Genomic DNA, 14,575 nt, shown 5'->3' on the forward strand with positions numbered 1-14,575 from the left:
CGATGGTCCGGGGGCCGATGGTCCTCGATGATCGATGGCCCTTTTTCGGCCATCTGTCGGATCAACTTCCCGTCGCCAGTGTGACGCCTGCGACCGCGAAACCGCCAGGGTCCTTGGACTCAGTGCTTCGCGGGCAGAAAGCCCATCCGGTCGTACGTCCGGGCCAGGGTCTCGGCCGCGACGGAGCGGGCCTTCTCCGCGCCCTTGGCCAGGATCGAGTCCAGGGTCTCCGGGTCGTCCAGGTATTCCTGGGTGCGGGTGCGGAACGGTGTGACGAACTCGACCACGACCTCGGCGAGGTCGGTCTTGAGCGCACCGTAGCCCTTGCCCTCGTACTTCTGCTCCAGATCCGTGATACCGGTGCCCGTGAGCGTGGAGTAGATGGTCAGCAGGTTGCTGACGCCGGGCTTCTCGGTCCGGTCGAAGCGGATGACCGTGTCGGTGTCGGTGACCGCGCTCTTCACCTTCTTGGCGGTGGCCTTCGGCTCGTCGAGAAGGTTGATCAGGCCCTTCGGGGTGGCCGCCGACTTGCTCATCTTCGCCGACGGATCCTGAAGGTCGTAGATCTTCGCCGTCTCCTTGAGGATGTACGGGTCCGGCACGGTGAACGTGTCGCCGTAGCTGCCGTTGAACCGCTCGGCAAGGTTGCGGGTCAGCTCCAGGTGCTGGCGCTGGTCCTCGCCGACCGGGACCTGATCGGCCTGGTACAGCAGGATGTCGGCCACCATCAGCATCGGGTACGTGAACAGACCGACGGTGGTGCGGTCGGCGCCCTGCTTGGCGGACTTGTCCTTGAACTGCGTCATCCGGGACGCCTCGCCGAAGCCGGTGAGGCAGTTCATCACCCAGCCGAGCTGGGCGTGCTCGGGAACATGGCTCTGGACGAAGAGCGTGCAGCGCTCCGGGTCGAGACCGGCGGCGAGGAGCTGGGCGACGGCGAGCCGGGTGTTCGCGCGCAACTCCTCGGGGGCCTGCGGAATGGTGATCGCATGCAGGTCCACGACCATGTAGAAGGCGTCGTGGGATTCCTGCAGCGCCACCCACTGGCGGACCGCACCGAGGTAGTTGCCGAGGTGGAACGAGCCTGCGGTGGGCTGGATTCCGGAGAGCACGCGGGGGCGTTCAGAGGCCATGGGACCCATTGTCTCAGGTACGGAACCGATCTCCGGCAGCCGGTGGGGAAGGGATGCCCGAGAGGTGGGGAGGGCCGGCGGAGCCGTACCCGCGGCGGCCGGAGCCGTACCGGCGGTGGACGGGCGCGCCGTGATGTGAAGGTTTCCTCGCCAGGGTTCCGACCGACGATACAAAGTGGGCACCATCCCCTGCCCACGCCGCACGACGAACGGAGATCCCGTGTCGACCACGGAAACTGCCATCGCCTCCGCCGAGGCGCACAGCGCACACAACTACCATCCGCTGCCCGTCGTCGTCGCCTCGGCGGACGGAGCCTGGATGACCGATGTCGAGGGCCGGCGCTATCTCGACATGCTCGCCGGATATTCGGCGCTCAATTTCGGTCACGGCAACCGGCGCCTGCTCGACGCGGCCAGGGCCCAGCTGGAGCGGGTGACCCTCACCTCGCGCGCCTTCTATCACGACCGGTTCGCCGATTTCTGTACGCAGCTCGCCGAGCTGTGCGGCATGGAGACGGTGCTGCCGATGAACACCGGCGCGGAGGCCGTGGAGACCGCCGTGAAGACCGCCCGCAAGTGGGGCTACCGGGTGAAGGGCGTCCCGGACGGCATGGCGAAGATCATCGTCGCCTCGAACAACTTCCACGGCCGGACGACGACGATCATCAGCTTCTCCACGGACCCGGAGGCGCGGGAGGACTTCGGCCCGTACACGCCCGGGTTCCAGATCGTGCCGTACGGGGATCTGACCGCGCTCGCGGAGGCGATGACAGAGAACACCGTGGCGGTGCTGCTGGAGCCGATCCAGGGCGAGGCGGGGGTGCTGGTGCCGCCGCCCGGCTATCTCCCCCGGGTGCGCGAGCTCACCCGCGAGCGGAACGTGCTGTTCATCGCGGACGAGATCCAGTCGGGCCTGGGCCGGACCGGGAAGACCTTCGCCTGTGAGCACGAGGGTGTCGTGCCGGACATGTATGTGCTCGGCAAGGCGCTGGGCGGTGGTGTGGTGCCGGTGTCGGCCGTCGTCTCCTCACAGGACGTGCTCGGGGTGTACCGGCCCGGCGAGCACGGTTCGACGTTCGGCGGCAATCCCCTCGCGTGCGCGGTCGCGCTGGAGGTCATCGCGATGCTCCGTACCGGCGAATTCCAGCAGCGGGCGACCGAGCTGGGCGAACACCTCCACCAGGAGCTGGGGCTGCTGCTGAGCGGGGGCGCGGTGACGGAGGTACGGGGACGCGGGCTGTGGGCGGGCGTCGACATCGCGCCGAGCCACGGCACCGGCCGGGAGATCTCCGAGAAGCTGATGGACCGGCGGGTGCTGGTCAAGGACACCCATGGCTCGACGATCCGGATCGCCCCGCCGCTGGTGATCAGCAAGGAGGACCTGGACTGGGGGCTGGAGCAGCTCCGCGACGTCCTGCGCGGCTGAGCCCGGCGACCGGGCCGCCGGGCCGGGATCCCCAGCCGGGCCGCCGGGCCGGGATCTAGAGGATGACGTGGGGCAGGAAGCGGGCGTACTCGTCCGTGACCAGCCCCGCCGATTCCCGGATGCCGAGCCCGGCCGCCTCGTCCTGGACGACCCACGCCCCGAGCACCACCCGGTTGCCGTCGAAGTCCGGCAGCGCCGCCAGTTCCTGATAACAACACGGCTCGTCCCGCAGCACGACGGGGCTTCCCGGCTCATGGATCGTGACACCGGCGCCCTCCCGGCCGAGCAGCGGCTTGGCGACATAGCCCGCACCCTCCCCCGTCGCCGCGAGTTCGCGCGGACCGTCGAGGTAGGCGGGGAGCAGATTCGGGTGGCCGGGGTAGAGCTCCCAGAGAATCGCCAGGAGCGCCTTGTTGGAGAGGAGCATCTTCCAGGCGGGCTCGATCCAGCAGGTGGTGCCGGTGCCGCCGCCGTTGTCGAGGGTGTCCAGCACGTGCGGCCCGAACCGGTCGGTCGCCAGCCATTCCCACGGGTAGAGCTTGAAGCAGCTGCGGATGAAGCGGAGCCGCTCGTCCACGAACCGCCCGGCCAGCCGGTCCCAGCCGATCTGCTCGACGGAGAGCGCCTCCGTGTCGATGCCGGCCTGTTCGGCGGTCTCCCGCAGGTAGGCGACGGTCATCAGGTCCTCGCCCAGCTCGTCCCCGTCGGAGTGCGCGAAGTGCAGCGGTCCCGGCGGCAGCAGGGCGGCCTGCCGCTGCCACGCCGCGACGAGACGTTCGTGCAGGGAGTTCCACTGGTCGGCGCCCGGGAAACGGTCCTCCATCCAGAACCACTGGGCGCTCGCGGCCTCCACCAGGGAGGTGGGGGTGTCGGCGTTGTACTCCAGCATCTTCGCCGGGCCGGTTCCGTCGTAGCGGAGGTCGAACCTGCCGTACAGGGACGGCAGTTCGTCCCGGCGTCGCCAGGACTGGGCGATCAGCGCGGCCAGTCGGGGGTCGATGACGCCGAGCTCGGCGAAGCGCTCCCGCTCCACGATGTGCGCGGCCGCGGCCAGGCACATGGTGTGCAGTTCCTCGACGACGTCCTCCAGCGCCTCGACCTCGGGCAGCGAGAAGACGTAATACGCGCTCTCGTCCCAGTACGGACGCAGGGACCCGTCGGGGTAGCGGGTGAGCGGGTAGACGAGCCCCTGCTCCTCCACCGTCCGCTGCCAGTCGGGACGCGGCCGCGTGGTGTGGCGTTCCATGCCGGGTTCAGCCGCCGCCGGTGCCCGAGCAGCCGAAGCCGCCGCGGTCGACGGCGGACTTGTTGAAACTGCCGCCCTGCACCTTGCCGTTCTTGCTGCTGCCGCCGTAGTAGTACGAGCCCTTGCCGCTGCCGTTCTTGCACTCGTAGCTCGGCAGCTTGTCCTGGGTCAGCGGGTCGACACACCGCTTGTCCGGTTCCGAACCGCAGGAGGTGATCATCGCCGCGAGCACCCCCATGCCCCCGAGCACCACCGTGCTCGACCTCAGCCTCCGTGTGGCCATGTTTCCGTCTCCCCCGTCGTACGAATCAAGCCAGTACGGCTGCTTATCAGATTAAGGGCCTGATGGTTTCGGCGGGAAGCGGGGCCACCGAACGTCCGCAAGTAGAGTCCTTGATGTGCTCCTCGGGATGATCTGCGCGCTCGGCGCCGCTGTCTGCTTCGGTACGGCCTCCGTCCTCCAGGCCGTCGCCTCGCGAGCCGCCGCCGCGCCGGGGTCGGGCGCGGGGGTCGATCCCGCGCTGCTGCTGCGCGCGCTGCGCCAGTGGCGGTACGTAGCCGGACTCGCCCTCGACGGCTGCGGTTTCGTCCTCCAGATCATCGCCCTGCGGTCCCTGCCGATCTACGTCGTGGGCGCCGCCCTGGCGGCGAGTCTCGCGGTGACGGCGGTGGTCGCCGCCCGGCTTCTCGGCGTGCGGCTGAGCGGCGTCGAGTGGACCGCGGTCGGGGTCGTCTGCGCCGGCCTGGGCATGCTGGGGCTCGCCTCCGGCGGCGAGGGCCATTCGGCCGGTCCGGCGGCCCTGAGCTGGTGGATGCTGGGGATCTCGCTGGGCATTCTGCTGATCGGCGCGGGGGCCGGACGCCTCCCGGACAAGCCGCGGGCGCTCGTCCTGGGGCTCGGCGCGGGGTGCGGTTTCGGGGTGGTGGAGGTCGCCGTCCGGCTGATCGACGGTCTGTCCCCGACGGCGCTGCTCGCCAACCCCGCGGTGTACGCGCTGCTGCTGGGCGGCGGTTCGGCGTTCCTGCTGCTCACCTCGGCGCTGCAGCGCGGTTCGGTGACGACGGCGACGGCCGGCATGGTGATCGGCGAGACGATCGGCCCGGCGCTGGTGGGCGTCATCTGGCTCGGAGACCGTACGCGTGCCAGCCTCGGCGGACTGGCGATCGCCGGTTTCGTGGTGGCGGTGGCGGGTGCGCTGGCCCTGGCCCGGTTCGGCGAGGCCCCGGCGGACGCCGCCGAACCGGACAGGCCGGCGGTCCCGCAAAGTCCGTGATGTCCGGGGAGTCAGCAAGCGCTGCACAGCCCCCGTCCTCGGCGCGGACCGCCCCTGGATGGCCACGGGGTACGTGCCCGCGTCCTCCGTACCCGCGCTGTTGCCCGACCTCGGCGTGGCCGGTCAGCCTCCGCCGTGGAGGTCCCCTGAGCACGGCAACGATGTCCGGCCAGGCCCCGGCACCGAGGGCCGCGTCGGTCCGTTCGGTCAGGCGGCCCCTGCCTACGGGACAGCCCTTAAGCTTTACGGGCGAGCAGTTGAATCTCCTGGAACTGCCGTCGGTCGGTGGGCTGAGGCTCGCGAACCATCCGGGCCACCTCGGCCAACCCGGACGTGCGCAGCATCGCGGCGAGGTGATCAGGCCACCACCGATAGGCCGGCACGACTGCGTGATCGAAGACCTGCGTCGGGTGAGACGAATCGTCGCTTGCCGAAAAGCCGACCAGGAGGTGGCCGCCAGGTGCCAGCACGCGGTGGAACTCCGCCAAGATGACGGGGAGTTCCTCCGGCGGAGTGTGGATGATGGACCAACGTGAGAGTACGCCGCCCAGCACGCCGTCAGCGATGTTCAACGCGGCCATCGAACCCATGTCGAACCGCAGGCCCGGATAGGCTTGTCGAGCCAACTCGATCATCGCGGGAGAGGCATCAACGCCGAACACCGCCAGCCCCAACTCGTCCAGATGAGCGGTGATATGGCCAGGGCCACACCCCAGGTCCGCGACCTGACCATCCCCACTCGCACCTGCAACCTCGGCGAAGGCACTCAGGATCGCGCGGTCCAGCGGCCTGTCACGCAGCGTGTCGCGGAACAGCTCGGCATAGGTGGGGGCAGCAGTGTCGTAAGCCTCGCGGGTGGCACCGAGGGCATCGTGTTCGACCATGTTCGCGACACTAGTGCCCCGGAGCGAGCCGAGAGAATCACGATCTCCCCTCGCGCCCGTTCGCCCGGGCTGTCGCTGGTTCTCAGAAGCCCGCGTCAGATGCCCCCTTCTTCGGGTTGATCCCGCCCAAATGCCGCGCCTGGAGGAGATCCACACCAACCTCATCGACCGTCTGCAGGAGGCCAGGGAACAGGGCGGCGTGAGTCGGCGCCAGTACCCGCCGGCTGCGCCGCGAGCGACCCCTGACATCGTGTGCCCCATGGGTGAACTGGTCGACCGCGTCGACGAGCAGGACCATGTGCTGGGAGTCGTTGACCGAGCCGAGGCGATTCGCCAGGGCTGGTTGCACCGCATCGCCACGATTGTGTGCCGCGACGAAGACGGACGGTTCCTTGTCCACCGCCGCCCGGACAATTCGTCCCGCTTTCCGGGCCAGTACAACTGGATGCTCGGCGGTGCCGCTGATGTCGGTGAGTCGTACGAGGAGGCAGCAGCCCGGGAACTGTCGGAGGAGCTGGGCGTTCATGCCGCCCCGCGCTTCGTACTCAAATACCTGTGCGCGGGGGCGATCAGCCCCTATTGGCTGGGACTGCACGAGGTCGTCATCACGACGCCCGTCCGGCCGAGTGCCCAGGAAGTCGCCTGGCACAGCTGGTTCACCGGGACGGAGCTCGAATCCCTTGTGCGACAGCAGGAGTTCGTACCGGACGCCCGCGAAGCATTCGACCGGTACCGCAACCCGAGCCGGGCGGACCGACCCTTGAATTAGGGTCGTCGACCCATCACCCTGGGGTTCATGGGGATCACCACGTCGGGGCTTCTCGTTCCCGACCGATCCTCATGACAGCACTCGCAACAGTGCCTCCAGCGCGCCCGCCCAGGCACTGTCGGTCGGCGTCCCGTACCCGATGACCAGCGCGTCGCGGACCGGCGCCGCGTCCGGGTGCCGGAAGCGCGAGAGCCCTTCCAGCGCGAGCCCCTGCCACGCCGCCGACCGTAGCGCGGCCTCCTCGCCGCCCTCCGGGAGTTCGAGCACGGCGTGCAGACCGGCGGCGATCCCGCTGACCCGGACACCGGGGGCGCGTTCCGCCAGTACCGCGACGAGTTGGTCACGACGGCGGCGGTAGCGCAGCCGCATCGCCCGCACATGGCGGTCGTACGCGCCCGACGCGATGAACTCCGCGAGCGTCAACTGCTCCAGCGCACTCGACGACCAGTCGCTCAGCCCCTTCGCCTCGGCCACCTCCCCCACCAGACTCTCCGGCAGCACCATCCACCCCAGCCGCAGCCCCGGCGCCAGGGATTTGCTCGTCGTCCCCAGGTGGACGACGCGTTCCGGGTCGAGACCCTGGAGCGCGCCGACCGGCTGCCGGTCGTAACGGAACTCACCGTCGTAGTCGTCCTCCAGGATCAGCCCGCCCGTACCGCGTGCCCAGTCGACCGTCGCGGCCCGCCGGTCGGGATGGAGCGGCACCCCCGTCGGGAACTGGTGCGCGGGCGTCAGCAGGACCGCGCCCGCACCGCGCAGCCCGGGCAGCTCACCGGTCCTGGCGCCGAGTCCGTCGACCGGCAGGCAGGGCATGCGCAGCCCGGCGTCCGTGAGCAGCTTCCAGTGCACGTCCAGTCCGTACGACTCCGCGGCCACTTCCCTGACGCGCCGCTTGCGCAGCACCTCCCCCATCAGTTTCAGCGCCTGGACGAAACCGGCGCAGATCACGATCCGTTCCGGGTCCGCGTACACGCCGCGGGCGCGGGCCAGATAGTCGGCGAGTACGGTGCGCAGCTCGATGCGCCCGCGCGGATCGCCGTACCCGAAGGCGTCGTTGGGTGCGACGGTCAGGGCTCGGCGGGCCGCCTTGAGCCAGTCGGCGCGCGGGAACGTCGCGAGGTCGGGCGATCCCGGCAGCAGGTTGTGGGCGGGCCGGGAGGGCACCGGCCGGGACCGCGCCGCCCTCCTGGCCGCCGGGCGGGGCTCGGCCCGCTGCGCCACCCTGGTCCCCGACCCCTGCCGGGCGGTGAGCCAGCCCTCGGCGACCAGTTCCGCGTACGCGTCGGCGACGGTGTTCCGGGCGATGCCCAGGTCCACGGCGAGGCTGCGGGAGGACGGCAGCCGGGTGCCGGGCGCCAGGCGCCCCGTCCGTACGGCCTCGCGCAGGGCGTCCATCAGCCCGGCCCGAAGCCCGGCCGCGCCGGTCGTTTCGAGATGCAGGTCGGCACCGAAAGTGGCCCAGGGATCCGTCATGGAAATGGACCATATCGGTGCGCCACCCACGCCGTAACGTCGTACCCATGACGACGAACGAACACAGCCACCCGACGTCCGAACTCAACCCCGAGCACACGCCTCGTACCCGCTGGGCCGAGCTCGCCCCCGATGTCTACAAGGCCATGGTCCGGCTGGACGCGGCATCCCGCAGGGGCCTCGACCCGGTCATCGGGGAGCTGGTGAAGATCCGCTCCTCGCAGCTCAACCACTGCGCGTTCTGCCTCGACATGCACACCAAGGACGCGCTCGCGGCGGGCGAGTCCATCGAGCGGATCGTCCAGCTCAGCGCGTGGGAGGAGTCGAAGCACTTCTACACTCCCAAGGAGATCGCGGCCATCGAGCTGACCGAGGCGGTGACCGTGCTGACCGACGGTTTCGTGCCGGACGAGGTGTGGGAGAAAGCTGCCAAGCACTTCGACGAGACCGAGCTCGCCCACCTCGTCGCCGCGATCACGACGATCAACGCGTGGAACCGGTTCGCCGTGACCACCCGTATGGTCCCCGGCCACTACAAGCCGGGCGACATCAAGCACTGACCGGACGCGGGCGCCGCGTCCCGCACCCCGCCCGCCCCTGCTCGCACTCCGGCCCGTCCTCCTGTCCGCCCATGTGCCACACCACCCGGGAGTCCCGAGATGACCGCATCCGTCCTGCGTGCCCTGCACCACGACCGCGCCCCCGGCGATCCCCTGGTCGTCCCCGGCCCGTGGGATGCGGCGAGCGCCCGCGTCTTCGCCGAGGCGGGCTTCCGGACGCTCGCCACACCCAGCGCCGGGGTCGCGGCGTCACTCGGCTACGAGGACGGGGCGACGCCCGCCGCCGAGATGTTCGCGGCCGTCGCCCGGATCGTGCGCGCCGTCCCGGCCGCCGTACCCGTATCGGCGGACATCGAGGAGGGTTACGGGCTGGCCCCGAAGGAGCTCGTCGAACGGCTCCTGGACACCGGGGCCGTCGGCTGCAACCTGGAGGACTCGGCCGGGGGCACCCTCGTCGACGCCCAGCGGCAGGCGGACAGGCTGGCGGAGGTACGGGCGGTCGCGGGCGACCAGCTCTTCCTCAACGCCCGCGTCGACACGTACGTCCGCGGCGTGCCCGACGGCACGGACCAGGAGGCGGAGACGGTGCGGCGCGCCCTGTTGTACGTGGCGGCGGGCGCGGACTGCGTCTACCCGATCGCGGCCCCACCCGAGGCCCTGCCCCGACTGTCCGCCGCCGTCCCGGGCCCCCTCAACGCCCTTGCCCGGGCCGACGGCCCCACCCCGCGCGAGCTCGGCGGGCTGGGCGCCACCCGGATCACCTTCGGCCCGGGACTCCAGCGCCGGGCCATGTCGGCCGTACGCGAGATCGCGGACGAGCTGCGGAAGGGGTAGGCGCCGCGGGTTCGGCCGCACACGACGGACAGTCGCCCGGTGCGGCCCCGCGCGGTCCGGCCCATCGGGCGCCGAAGGCCCTCGGTGGCCAAAACCGGCAGGCATATCCGCACCGTGACCCCATGCGCACCACCACAGCCAGAAGCGTCACAGGCCTGGCAGCTTTCCGCTCACGGTCACGCGCAGACGCGACCGCCCCCGGCAGCGACTACTGCCGGGGGCGGCGGGGTACGCGTCAAAGGCGTACGGATCGGATCAGGCGGATCAGATCAGGCCGAGCTCGCGAACCGCGTCGCGCTCCTCGATGAGCTCCTGCACCGACGCGTCGATGCGCGTACGGGAGAACTCGTTGATGTCCAGGCCCTGGACGATCTCGTACTTGCCGTCCTTCGTGGTGACCGGGAAGGACGAGATGATGCCCTCGGGCACGCCGTAGGAGCCGTCCGACGGGATACCCATGGAGGTCCAGTCGCCGGCGGCGGTGCCGTTGACCCAGGTGTGGATGTGGTCGATGGCGGCGTTGGCGGCGGAGGCGGCCGAGGACGCGCCACGGGCCTCGATGATCGCGGCGCCGCGCTTGGCGACGGTCGGGATGAAGGTGTCGGCCAGCCACGCCTCGTCGTTGACGAGCTCGGCGGCGTTCTTACCGGCGACCTCCGCGTGGAAGACGTCCGGGTACTGGGTCGCCGAGTGGTTGCCCCAGATCGTCAGCTTCTTGATGTCGGAGACGGCGGCACCGGTCTTGGCGGCCAGCTGCGAGATCGCGCGGTTGTGGTCGAGGCGGGTCATCGCGGTGAAGCGCTCGGCCGGTACGTCCGGGGCGGCGGCCTGCGCGATGAGCGCGTTGGTGTTGGCCGGGTTGCCGACGACGAGGACCTTGATGTCGTCCGCGGCGTTGTCGTTGATCGCCTTGCCCTGCGGCTTGAAGATGCCGCCGTTGGCGGAGAGCAGGTCGCCGCGCTCCATGCCCTTCGTACGCGGGCGGGCGCCCACCAGCAGGGCGACGTTGGCGCCGGCGAAGCCGACGTTGGCGTCGTCGGTGATCTCGATGTTGCGCAGCAGCGGGAACGCGCAGTCGTCGAGCTCCATCGCGGTGCCTTCGGCTGCCTTGAGACCCTGCGGGATCTCCAGGAGACGCAGGTTGACCGGCACGTCCGGGCCGAGCAGGTGGCCGGAGGCGATGCGGAAGAGCAGCGCGTAGCCGATCTGACCGGCTGCGCCGGTGACGGTGACATTCACGGGAGTGCGGGTCATGGCGATCTCCGTTAGACAGCTGGCGGTGGGGGCTCCTGGCCCCTGGTGCTGGACATCTCTGAATCTTGATGTGAAGAGATATCCAGCGATCAGGCTATCCGACCCGGATCCTCCCGTCGGCCCGGCCCCCTGTGGCACCGCACACAACCCGTCACACAGCGCTCACCCGGCCGAATCGCGTCACCCGGGAGGCGGTAGCACGGTCACGGGACGTTTGCGCCATTGCAAGGTGGTTAAATCGTTTGCTCCGATGCCCGGTGGTGAGTGGCCCTCGTCGTCACCCGTCATCGCTCCGCTGACGATCACCGCCCCGCTCCGGCCAGCAACGTCGCCGCGGCCAGCACCAGCAGCGTGCCGACCGCTCCCGCGAGGAGCACGGCCAGCCGTCTGCGGCCACCGCCCGGGCGGCCCGGTCGCGGTGGCTGCTGCGGCACCAGCGGGAGCGCGGCGCGCGCCCGGGAGATCCTGGCCGGCTCCACGGTCGCGTCCTGGCGCATCTCGGAACGGCTCCAGACCCGCTCCGCCAGCTCCCACATGGTCATCAGATGCGCCTGGTCGGTGCCGGTCGCGTCGGCGAGAGCGACGATCGCACCCTTGGGCGCGAGCAGCCGTCCGCTCAGATACCGCTCCCACGACGTCCTGCTGTAGCCCGTGCGGTCGGCCACCGCGGCGATGCTCAGCCCCCTGCGGTCGACGAGCCTGCGCAGCTGGCCGGCGAACTCCCTCACCTGCGGGTCGAGTTCGTCCGACAGCGCCTTCCAACGAGGCATTGCTTCCCCTTGCCCGGATCCGGTACGTCATTCCGTGTTCCGTTCCGAACTACCCAGGAGCCTGCGCGAACGCCGGCCGGCTGTACCTGAGTGCGGGGCGTACGGGGGCGTTCGGGTCCACGCGCGCGTCTCCGCACGCCCCCGGGCCTGGGTGGGAGTGGGCGCGTCACCGCTGCGGGAGCGATTACATCGTTGCAGAAGCGATCACACCGTTGCGCGGCGATCACACCGTGGCGGAATGGTCACTTCCGTGCCACAGGCCACAGGGTTCCCTTGTACCGGTCTTCGCCGTCCACAAGGCTGAACGCAGGACGAGGGCAAGGCCGCTCACGTCGCCACGTTCGGGAGCGGCTGCGTTCCGGCGGCCCCGTCCTCGGGTGTCCGTCCCTTCTCGGGGGAGGGGACGGACACCACCCGTCGGCGGCGCGGCGCGGCCGTACGGGCGGCCTCAGCGGATCGCGAAGTGGACCGCGTCCTCCAGGAACGGAATGTCCAGCCACGGCTTGGGCTGCGCCACCAGCGCGAGCATCACGATGAGGAAGCCGAGCAGTCCGTACGTCACGAGGTCGGTGAAGCGGGAACGGACCGCCAGCATGCCCACCGACGGGACGACGATCCGCAGCACGGCGCCCCCGATGAGGGCCACGCCGATCAGCATCGTGCCGATCCTGAAGGCCTCGGTGAACGGGTTGACGGCCACGATCAGCAGCCCGATCCCGGCCGTGCTGAGCACGGCGAGCAGCGGCCACTGCCGGGCCGGGGCGGGCGCGTTCCCGGACGCGGCCCGGCCACCGCCCTCGGGGCGCGCGGTGTCCCGGGTGAACAACGGGAACCTCCGCGACAAACGTGCGGCCGGGGCATCCCCCGGGGTGCTGCCCGGACCGGTGTCCGCGGCACCGGCGTCATCACCGGTAGCCGCTTCCGCCTCGTCACGGGCCGCCGCAGCCTCGCCCGCCACACCGTCACCGGTGTCATCACCGGCAGCCGCTTCCGCCTCGTCACGGGCCGCCACGGCCTCGCCCGCCACACCGTCACCGGCGTCCACACCCGCACCGGCCACGTCCACCCCCGCCTTCGCGTCCGTGTCCGTTCGCACCTCCGACGGCACCGGAGACGTCCGGTCCGCCGCGGCGGCCGGGTCGGCCGGACTCGTACCAGCACCCATGAGGTTCCTTCCGGATCGGGTCGGCCGACTCAGACGGCGTCGGTCGCGTTGCGCTCGGCCGCCTCGACCACGTTGACGAGCAGCTGGGCGCGGGTCATCGGGCCGACACCGCCCGGGTTCGGGGAGATCCACGCGGCGACCTCGGCGACGCCCGGGTGGACGTCCCCGACGATCTTGCCGTTCTCGTCCCGGCTGACGCCGACGTCGAGCACGGCCGCGCCCGGCTTCACGTCCTCGGGCTTGATGATGTGCGGCACACCGGCGGCGGCAACGATGATGTCGGCCTGCTTGAGCTGGGCGGAGAGGTCACGCGTACCGGTGTGGCACTGGGTGACGGTGGCGTTCTCGGACTTACGGGTCAGCAGCAGCGGGATCGAGCGGCCGATGGTGACCCCGCGGCCGACGACCACGACATGCGCACCGTTGATCTCCACGTCGTGGTGACGCAGCAGCTGGACGACGCCCTGCGGGGTGCAGGGCAGCGGGCCCGTCTCGTTGAGCACGAGCCGGCCGAGGTTCATCGGGTGCAGGCCGTCGGCGTCCTTGGCCGGATCCATCAGTTCCAGGACGCGGTTGGTGTCGATCCCCTTGGGGAGGGGAAGCTGCACGATGTAACCCGTGCACTCAGGGTTGGCGTTGAGCTCCCGTACGACGTCCTCGATCTCCTCCTGGGTGGCGGTGTCGGGGAGTTCGCGCTGGATGGAGCCGATGCCGACCTGCGCGCAGTCGCGGTGCTTGCCGTTCACGTACCACCGGCTGCCCGGATCGTCCCCGACCAGCAGGGTTCCCAGGCCAGGGGTGATGCCCTGCGCCTTGAGGGCCGCCACGCGGACGGTGAGATCGGACTTGATCGCGGCTGCGGTGGCCTTGCCATCGAGAATCTGGGCAGTCATGTCCCCATACTCGCGGATGACCCCGCCCGCATACCAATTCCGGGTGTCGTGCATGGCCGGCAGATTGCGCTTGCACAACACATTCGGCAATCGGCTGGACAAAAAGCCGATGTCAAGACCACGATGAGCCGCGCAGTACCGCGGACAGTGTCGGGGGGACAGACCGTACTCATTGCGCATGTTTCCTCCGCTCGGACCGCGTCGTCCCCGCACTTTTTCAACGGAGGAATTTCGCCATGAGCTTCGGCGACCCGAACAACCCCTACGGTCAGCAGCAGCAGGGCGGGCAGCCGGGGTACGGCTACCCGCAGCAGTCCCCCCAGGGTGTGCCGCAGCAGGGCGGCTACCCCGCGGCTCCGCCCATCAACCAGCAGTACGGCTTCCCGGGCGCCCCGGTCGAGATGCCGGGGGGTGTGAAGGCGGCCCGTGTGATGCTCTGGGTCGTCGCCGCCTTCCAGATCATCGGCGCCATCATCGCGTTCGCGGGCATGGGCGCGGTCGAGGACGCCGTCAACAGCTCCGGCTCCACCGCCGACACCGAGACGATCGCCAACTTCGGCAAGGGCGTCCTGGCGTTCGTCGCCGTGCTCGCGCTGATCTTCGCCGGACTCTCCGTCGCTCTGGCGCTCAAGATGAAGACCGGTGGCAACGCCACCCGCGTCTGCGCCATCGTCTACGGCGCCTTCATCTGCCTCGGCGGCATCTTCCAGCTGCCGCTGGGCATCGTCACCATCGCGCTCGGCGTCCTGATCATCGTCTTCGTGGCGAAGTCGGACGGCGCCGCCTGGTTCCAGCGCCCGCGCGCCTGAGTCAGCCGGCCGCTACGGCCGGTTCCCCACACAGCCGCAGTTGTCGCCCGAAGGCCGTAACCCGCGCACACGCGCGAGTTACGGC

General features: G+C 70.3%; 15 protein-coding genes. 6 read left to right on the forward strand and 9 right to left on the reverse strand.

What is annotated here, in order from left to right:
• Positions 1-119 precede the first annotated feature (119 nt).
• A complete protein-coding gene (gene trpS, locus ACFU8Q_RS13610) occupies positions 120-1,133 on the reverse strand; it encodes a tryptophan--tRNA ligase (protein ID WP_384452213.1) in 1,014 nt (337 codons plus the stop codon).
• 220 nt (positions 1,134-1,353) lie between these two features.
• On the opposite strand from trpS, the gene rocD reads away from it, so the two are divergent.
• The gene (gene rocD, locus ACFU8Q_RS13615) at positions 1,354-2,559 is read left to right on the forward strand and encodes an ornithine--oxo-acid transaminase (protein ID WP_384452216.1); all 1,206 of its coding nucleotides are present in this window, start codon (positions 1,354-1,356) and stop codon (positions 2,557-2,559) included.
• 55 nt (positions 2,560-2,614) lie between these two features.
• Here the strand turns inward: rocD and ACFU8Q_RS13620 are convergent, their stop codons facing one another.
• On the reverse strand, positions 2,615-3,805 hold the full coding sequence (locus tag ACFU8Q_RS13620; protein ID WP_384452219.1) for a glutathionylspermidine synthase family protein: 1,191 nt from the start codon (positions 3,803-3,805) through the stop codon (positions 2,615-2,617).
• 7 nt (positions 3,806-3,812) lie between these two features.
• Positions 3,813-4,088, reverse strand: coding sequence for a hypothetical protein (locus ACFU8Q_RS13625; RefSeq protein ID WP_384452222.1), 276 nt, complete (start codon positions 4,086-4,088; stop codon positions 3,813-3,815).
• Between the two features lie 127 nt (positions 4,089-4,215).
• Between ACFU8Q_RS13625 and ACFU8Q_RS13630 the strand changes: the two genes are divergently transcribed.
• A complete protein-coding gene (locus ACFU8Q_RS13630; RefSeq protein ID WP_384452258.1) occupies positions 4,216-5,079 on the forward strand; it encodes a hypothetical protein in 864 nt (287 codons plus the stop codon).
• Between the two features lie 236 nt (positions 5,080-5,315).
• Here the strand turns inward: ACFU8Q_RS13630 and ACFU8Q_RS13635 are convergent, their stop codons facing one another.
• Positions 5,316-5,963, reverse strand: a complete 648-nt coding sequence (locus ACFU8Q_RS13635; protein ID WP_384452224.1) for a class I SAM-dependent methyltransferase — start codon at positions 5,961-5,963, stop codon at positions 5,316-5,318.
• 259 nt (positions 5,964-6,222) lie between these two features.
• Here ACFU8Q_RS13635 and ACFU8Q_RS13640 point away from each other — a divergent pair, with 259 nt between their 5' ends.
• Positions 6,223-6,732, forward strand: a complete 510-nt coding sequence (locus ACFU8Q_RS13640) for an NUDIX hydrolase (RefSeq protein ID WP_384452260.1) — start codon at positions 6,223-6,225, stop codon at positions 6,730-6,732.
• Positions 6,733-6,801: 69 nt separating this feature from the next.
• Here ACFU8Q_RS13640 and ACFU8Q_RS13645 read toward each other — a convergent pair whose 3' ends face one another.
• Positions 6,802-8,205 (reverse strand): PLP-dependent aminotransferase family protein, encoded by a 1,404-nt coding sequence (locus ACFU8Q_RS13645; protein WP_384452227.1) that lies wholly within the window; start codon positions 8,203-8,205, stop codon positions 6,802-6,804.
• Between the two features lie 47 nt (positions 8,206-8,252).
• Between ACFU8Q_RS13645 and ACFU8Q_RS13650 the strand changes: the two genes are divergently transcribed.
• Both ACFU8Q_RS13650 and ACFU8Q_RS13655 read left to right on the forward strand, forming a co-directional pair.
• Positions 8,253-8,765, forward strand: coding sequence for a carboxymuconolactone decarboxylase family protein (locus ACFU8Q_RS13650; protein WP_384452230.1), 513 nt, complete (start codon positions 8,253-8,255; stop codon positions 8,763-8,765).
• Positions 8,766-8,864: 99 nt separating this feature from the next.
• A complete protein-coding gene (locus ACFU8Q_RS13655; protein WP_384452233.1) occupies positions 8,865-9,599 on the forward strand; it encodes an isocitrate lyase/phosphoenolpyruvate mutase family protein in 735 nt (244 codons plus the stop codon).
• A 264-nt stretch (positions 9,600-9,863) separates the two neighbouring features.
• Here the strand turns inward: ACFU8Q_RS13655 and ACFU8Q_RS13660 are convergent, their stop codons facing one another.
• The 4 genes from ACFU8Q_RS13660 to ACFU8Q_RS13675 form a co-directional block, all read right to left on the reverse strand.
• Positions 9,864-10,853 carry a malate dehydrogenase gene (locus tag ACFU8Q_RS13660; protein ID WP_266358614.1) on the reverse strand — a complete coding sequence of 330 codons (990 nt, stop codon included), beginning with the start codon at positions 10,851-10,853 and terminating at the stop codon, positions 9,864-9,866.
• 302 nt (positions 10,854-11,155) lie between these two features.
• The gene (locus ACFU8Q_RS13665) at positions 11,156-11,623 is read right to left on the reverse strand and encodes a helix-turn-helix domain-containing protein (RefSeq protein ID WP_384452237.1); all 468 of its coding nucleotides are present in this window, start codon (positions 11,621-11,623) and stop codon (positions 11,156-11,158) included.
• A gap of 448 nt (positions 11,624-12,071) precedes the next feature.
• Positions 12,072-12,788: a DUF3017 domain-containing protein gene (locus ACFU8Q_RS13670; RefSeq protein WP_384452240.1), complete on the reverse strand. Its 717-nt coding sequence runs from the start codon at positions 12,786-12,788 to the stop codon at positions 12,072-12,074.
• Positions 12,789-12,817: 29 nt separating this feature from the next.
• Positions 12,818-13,681, reverse strand: a complete 864-nt coding sequence (locus ACFU8Q_RS13675) for a bifunctional methylenetetrahydrofolate dehydrogenase/methenyltetrahydrofolate cyclohydrolase (RefSeq protein ID WP_384452243.1) — start codon at positions 13,679-13,681, stop codon at positions 12,818-12,820.
• 236 nt (positions 13,682-13,917) lie between these two features.
• Between ACFU8Q_RS13675 and ACFU8Q_RS13680 the strand changes: the two genes are divergently transcribed.
• Positions 13,918-14,490: a hypothetical protein gene (locus ACFU8Q_RS13680; protein WP_384452246.1), complete on the forward strand. Its 573-nt coding sequence runs from the start codon at positions 13,918-13,920 to the stop codon at positions 14,488-14,490.
• Positions 14,491-14,575: the final 85 nt, after the last annotated feature.

The sequence above is a fragment of the Streptomyces sp. NPDC057543 genome (assembly GCF_042801895.1).
Lineage (GTDB): Bacteria > Actinomycetota > Actinomycetes > Streptomycetales > Streptomycetaceae > Streptomyces.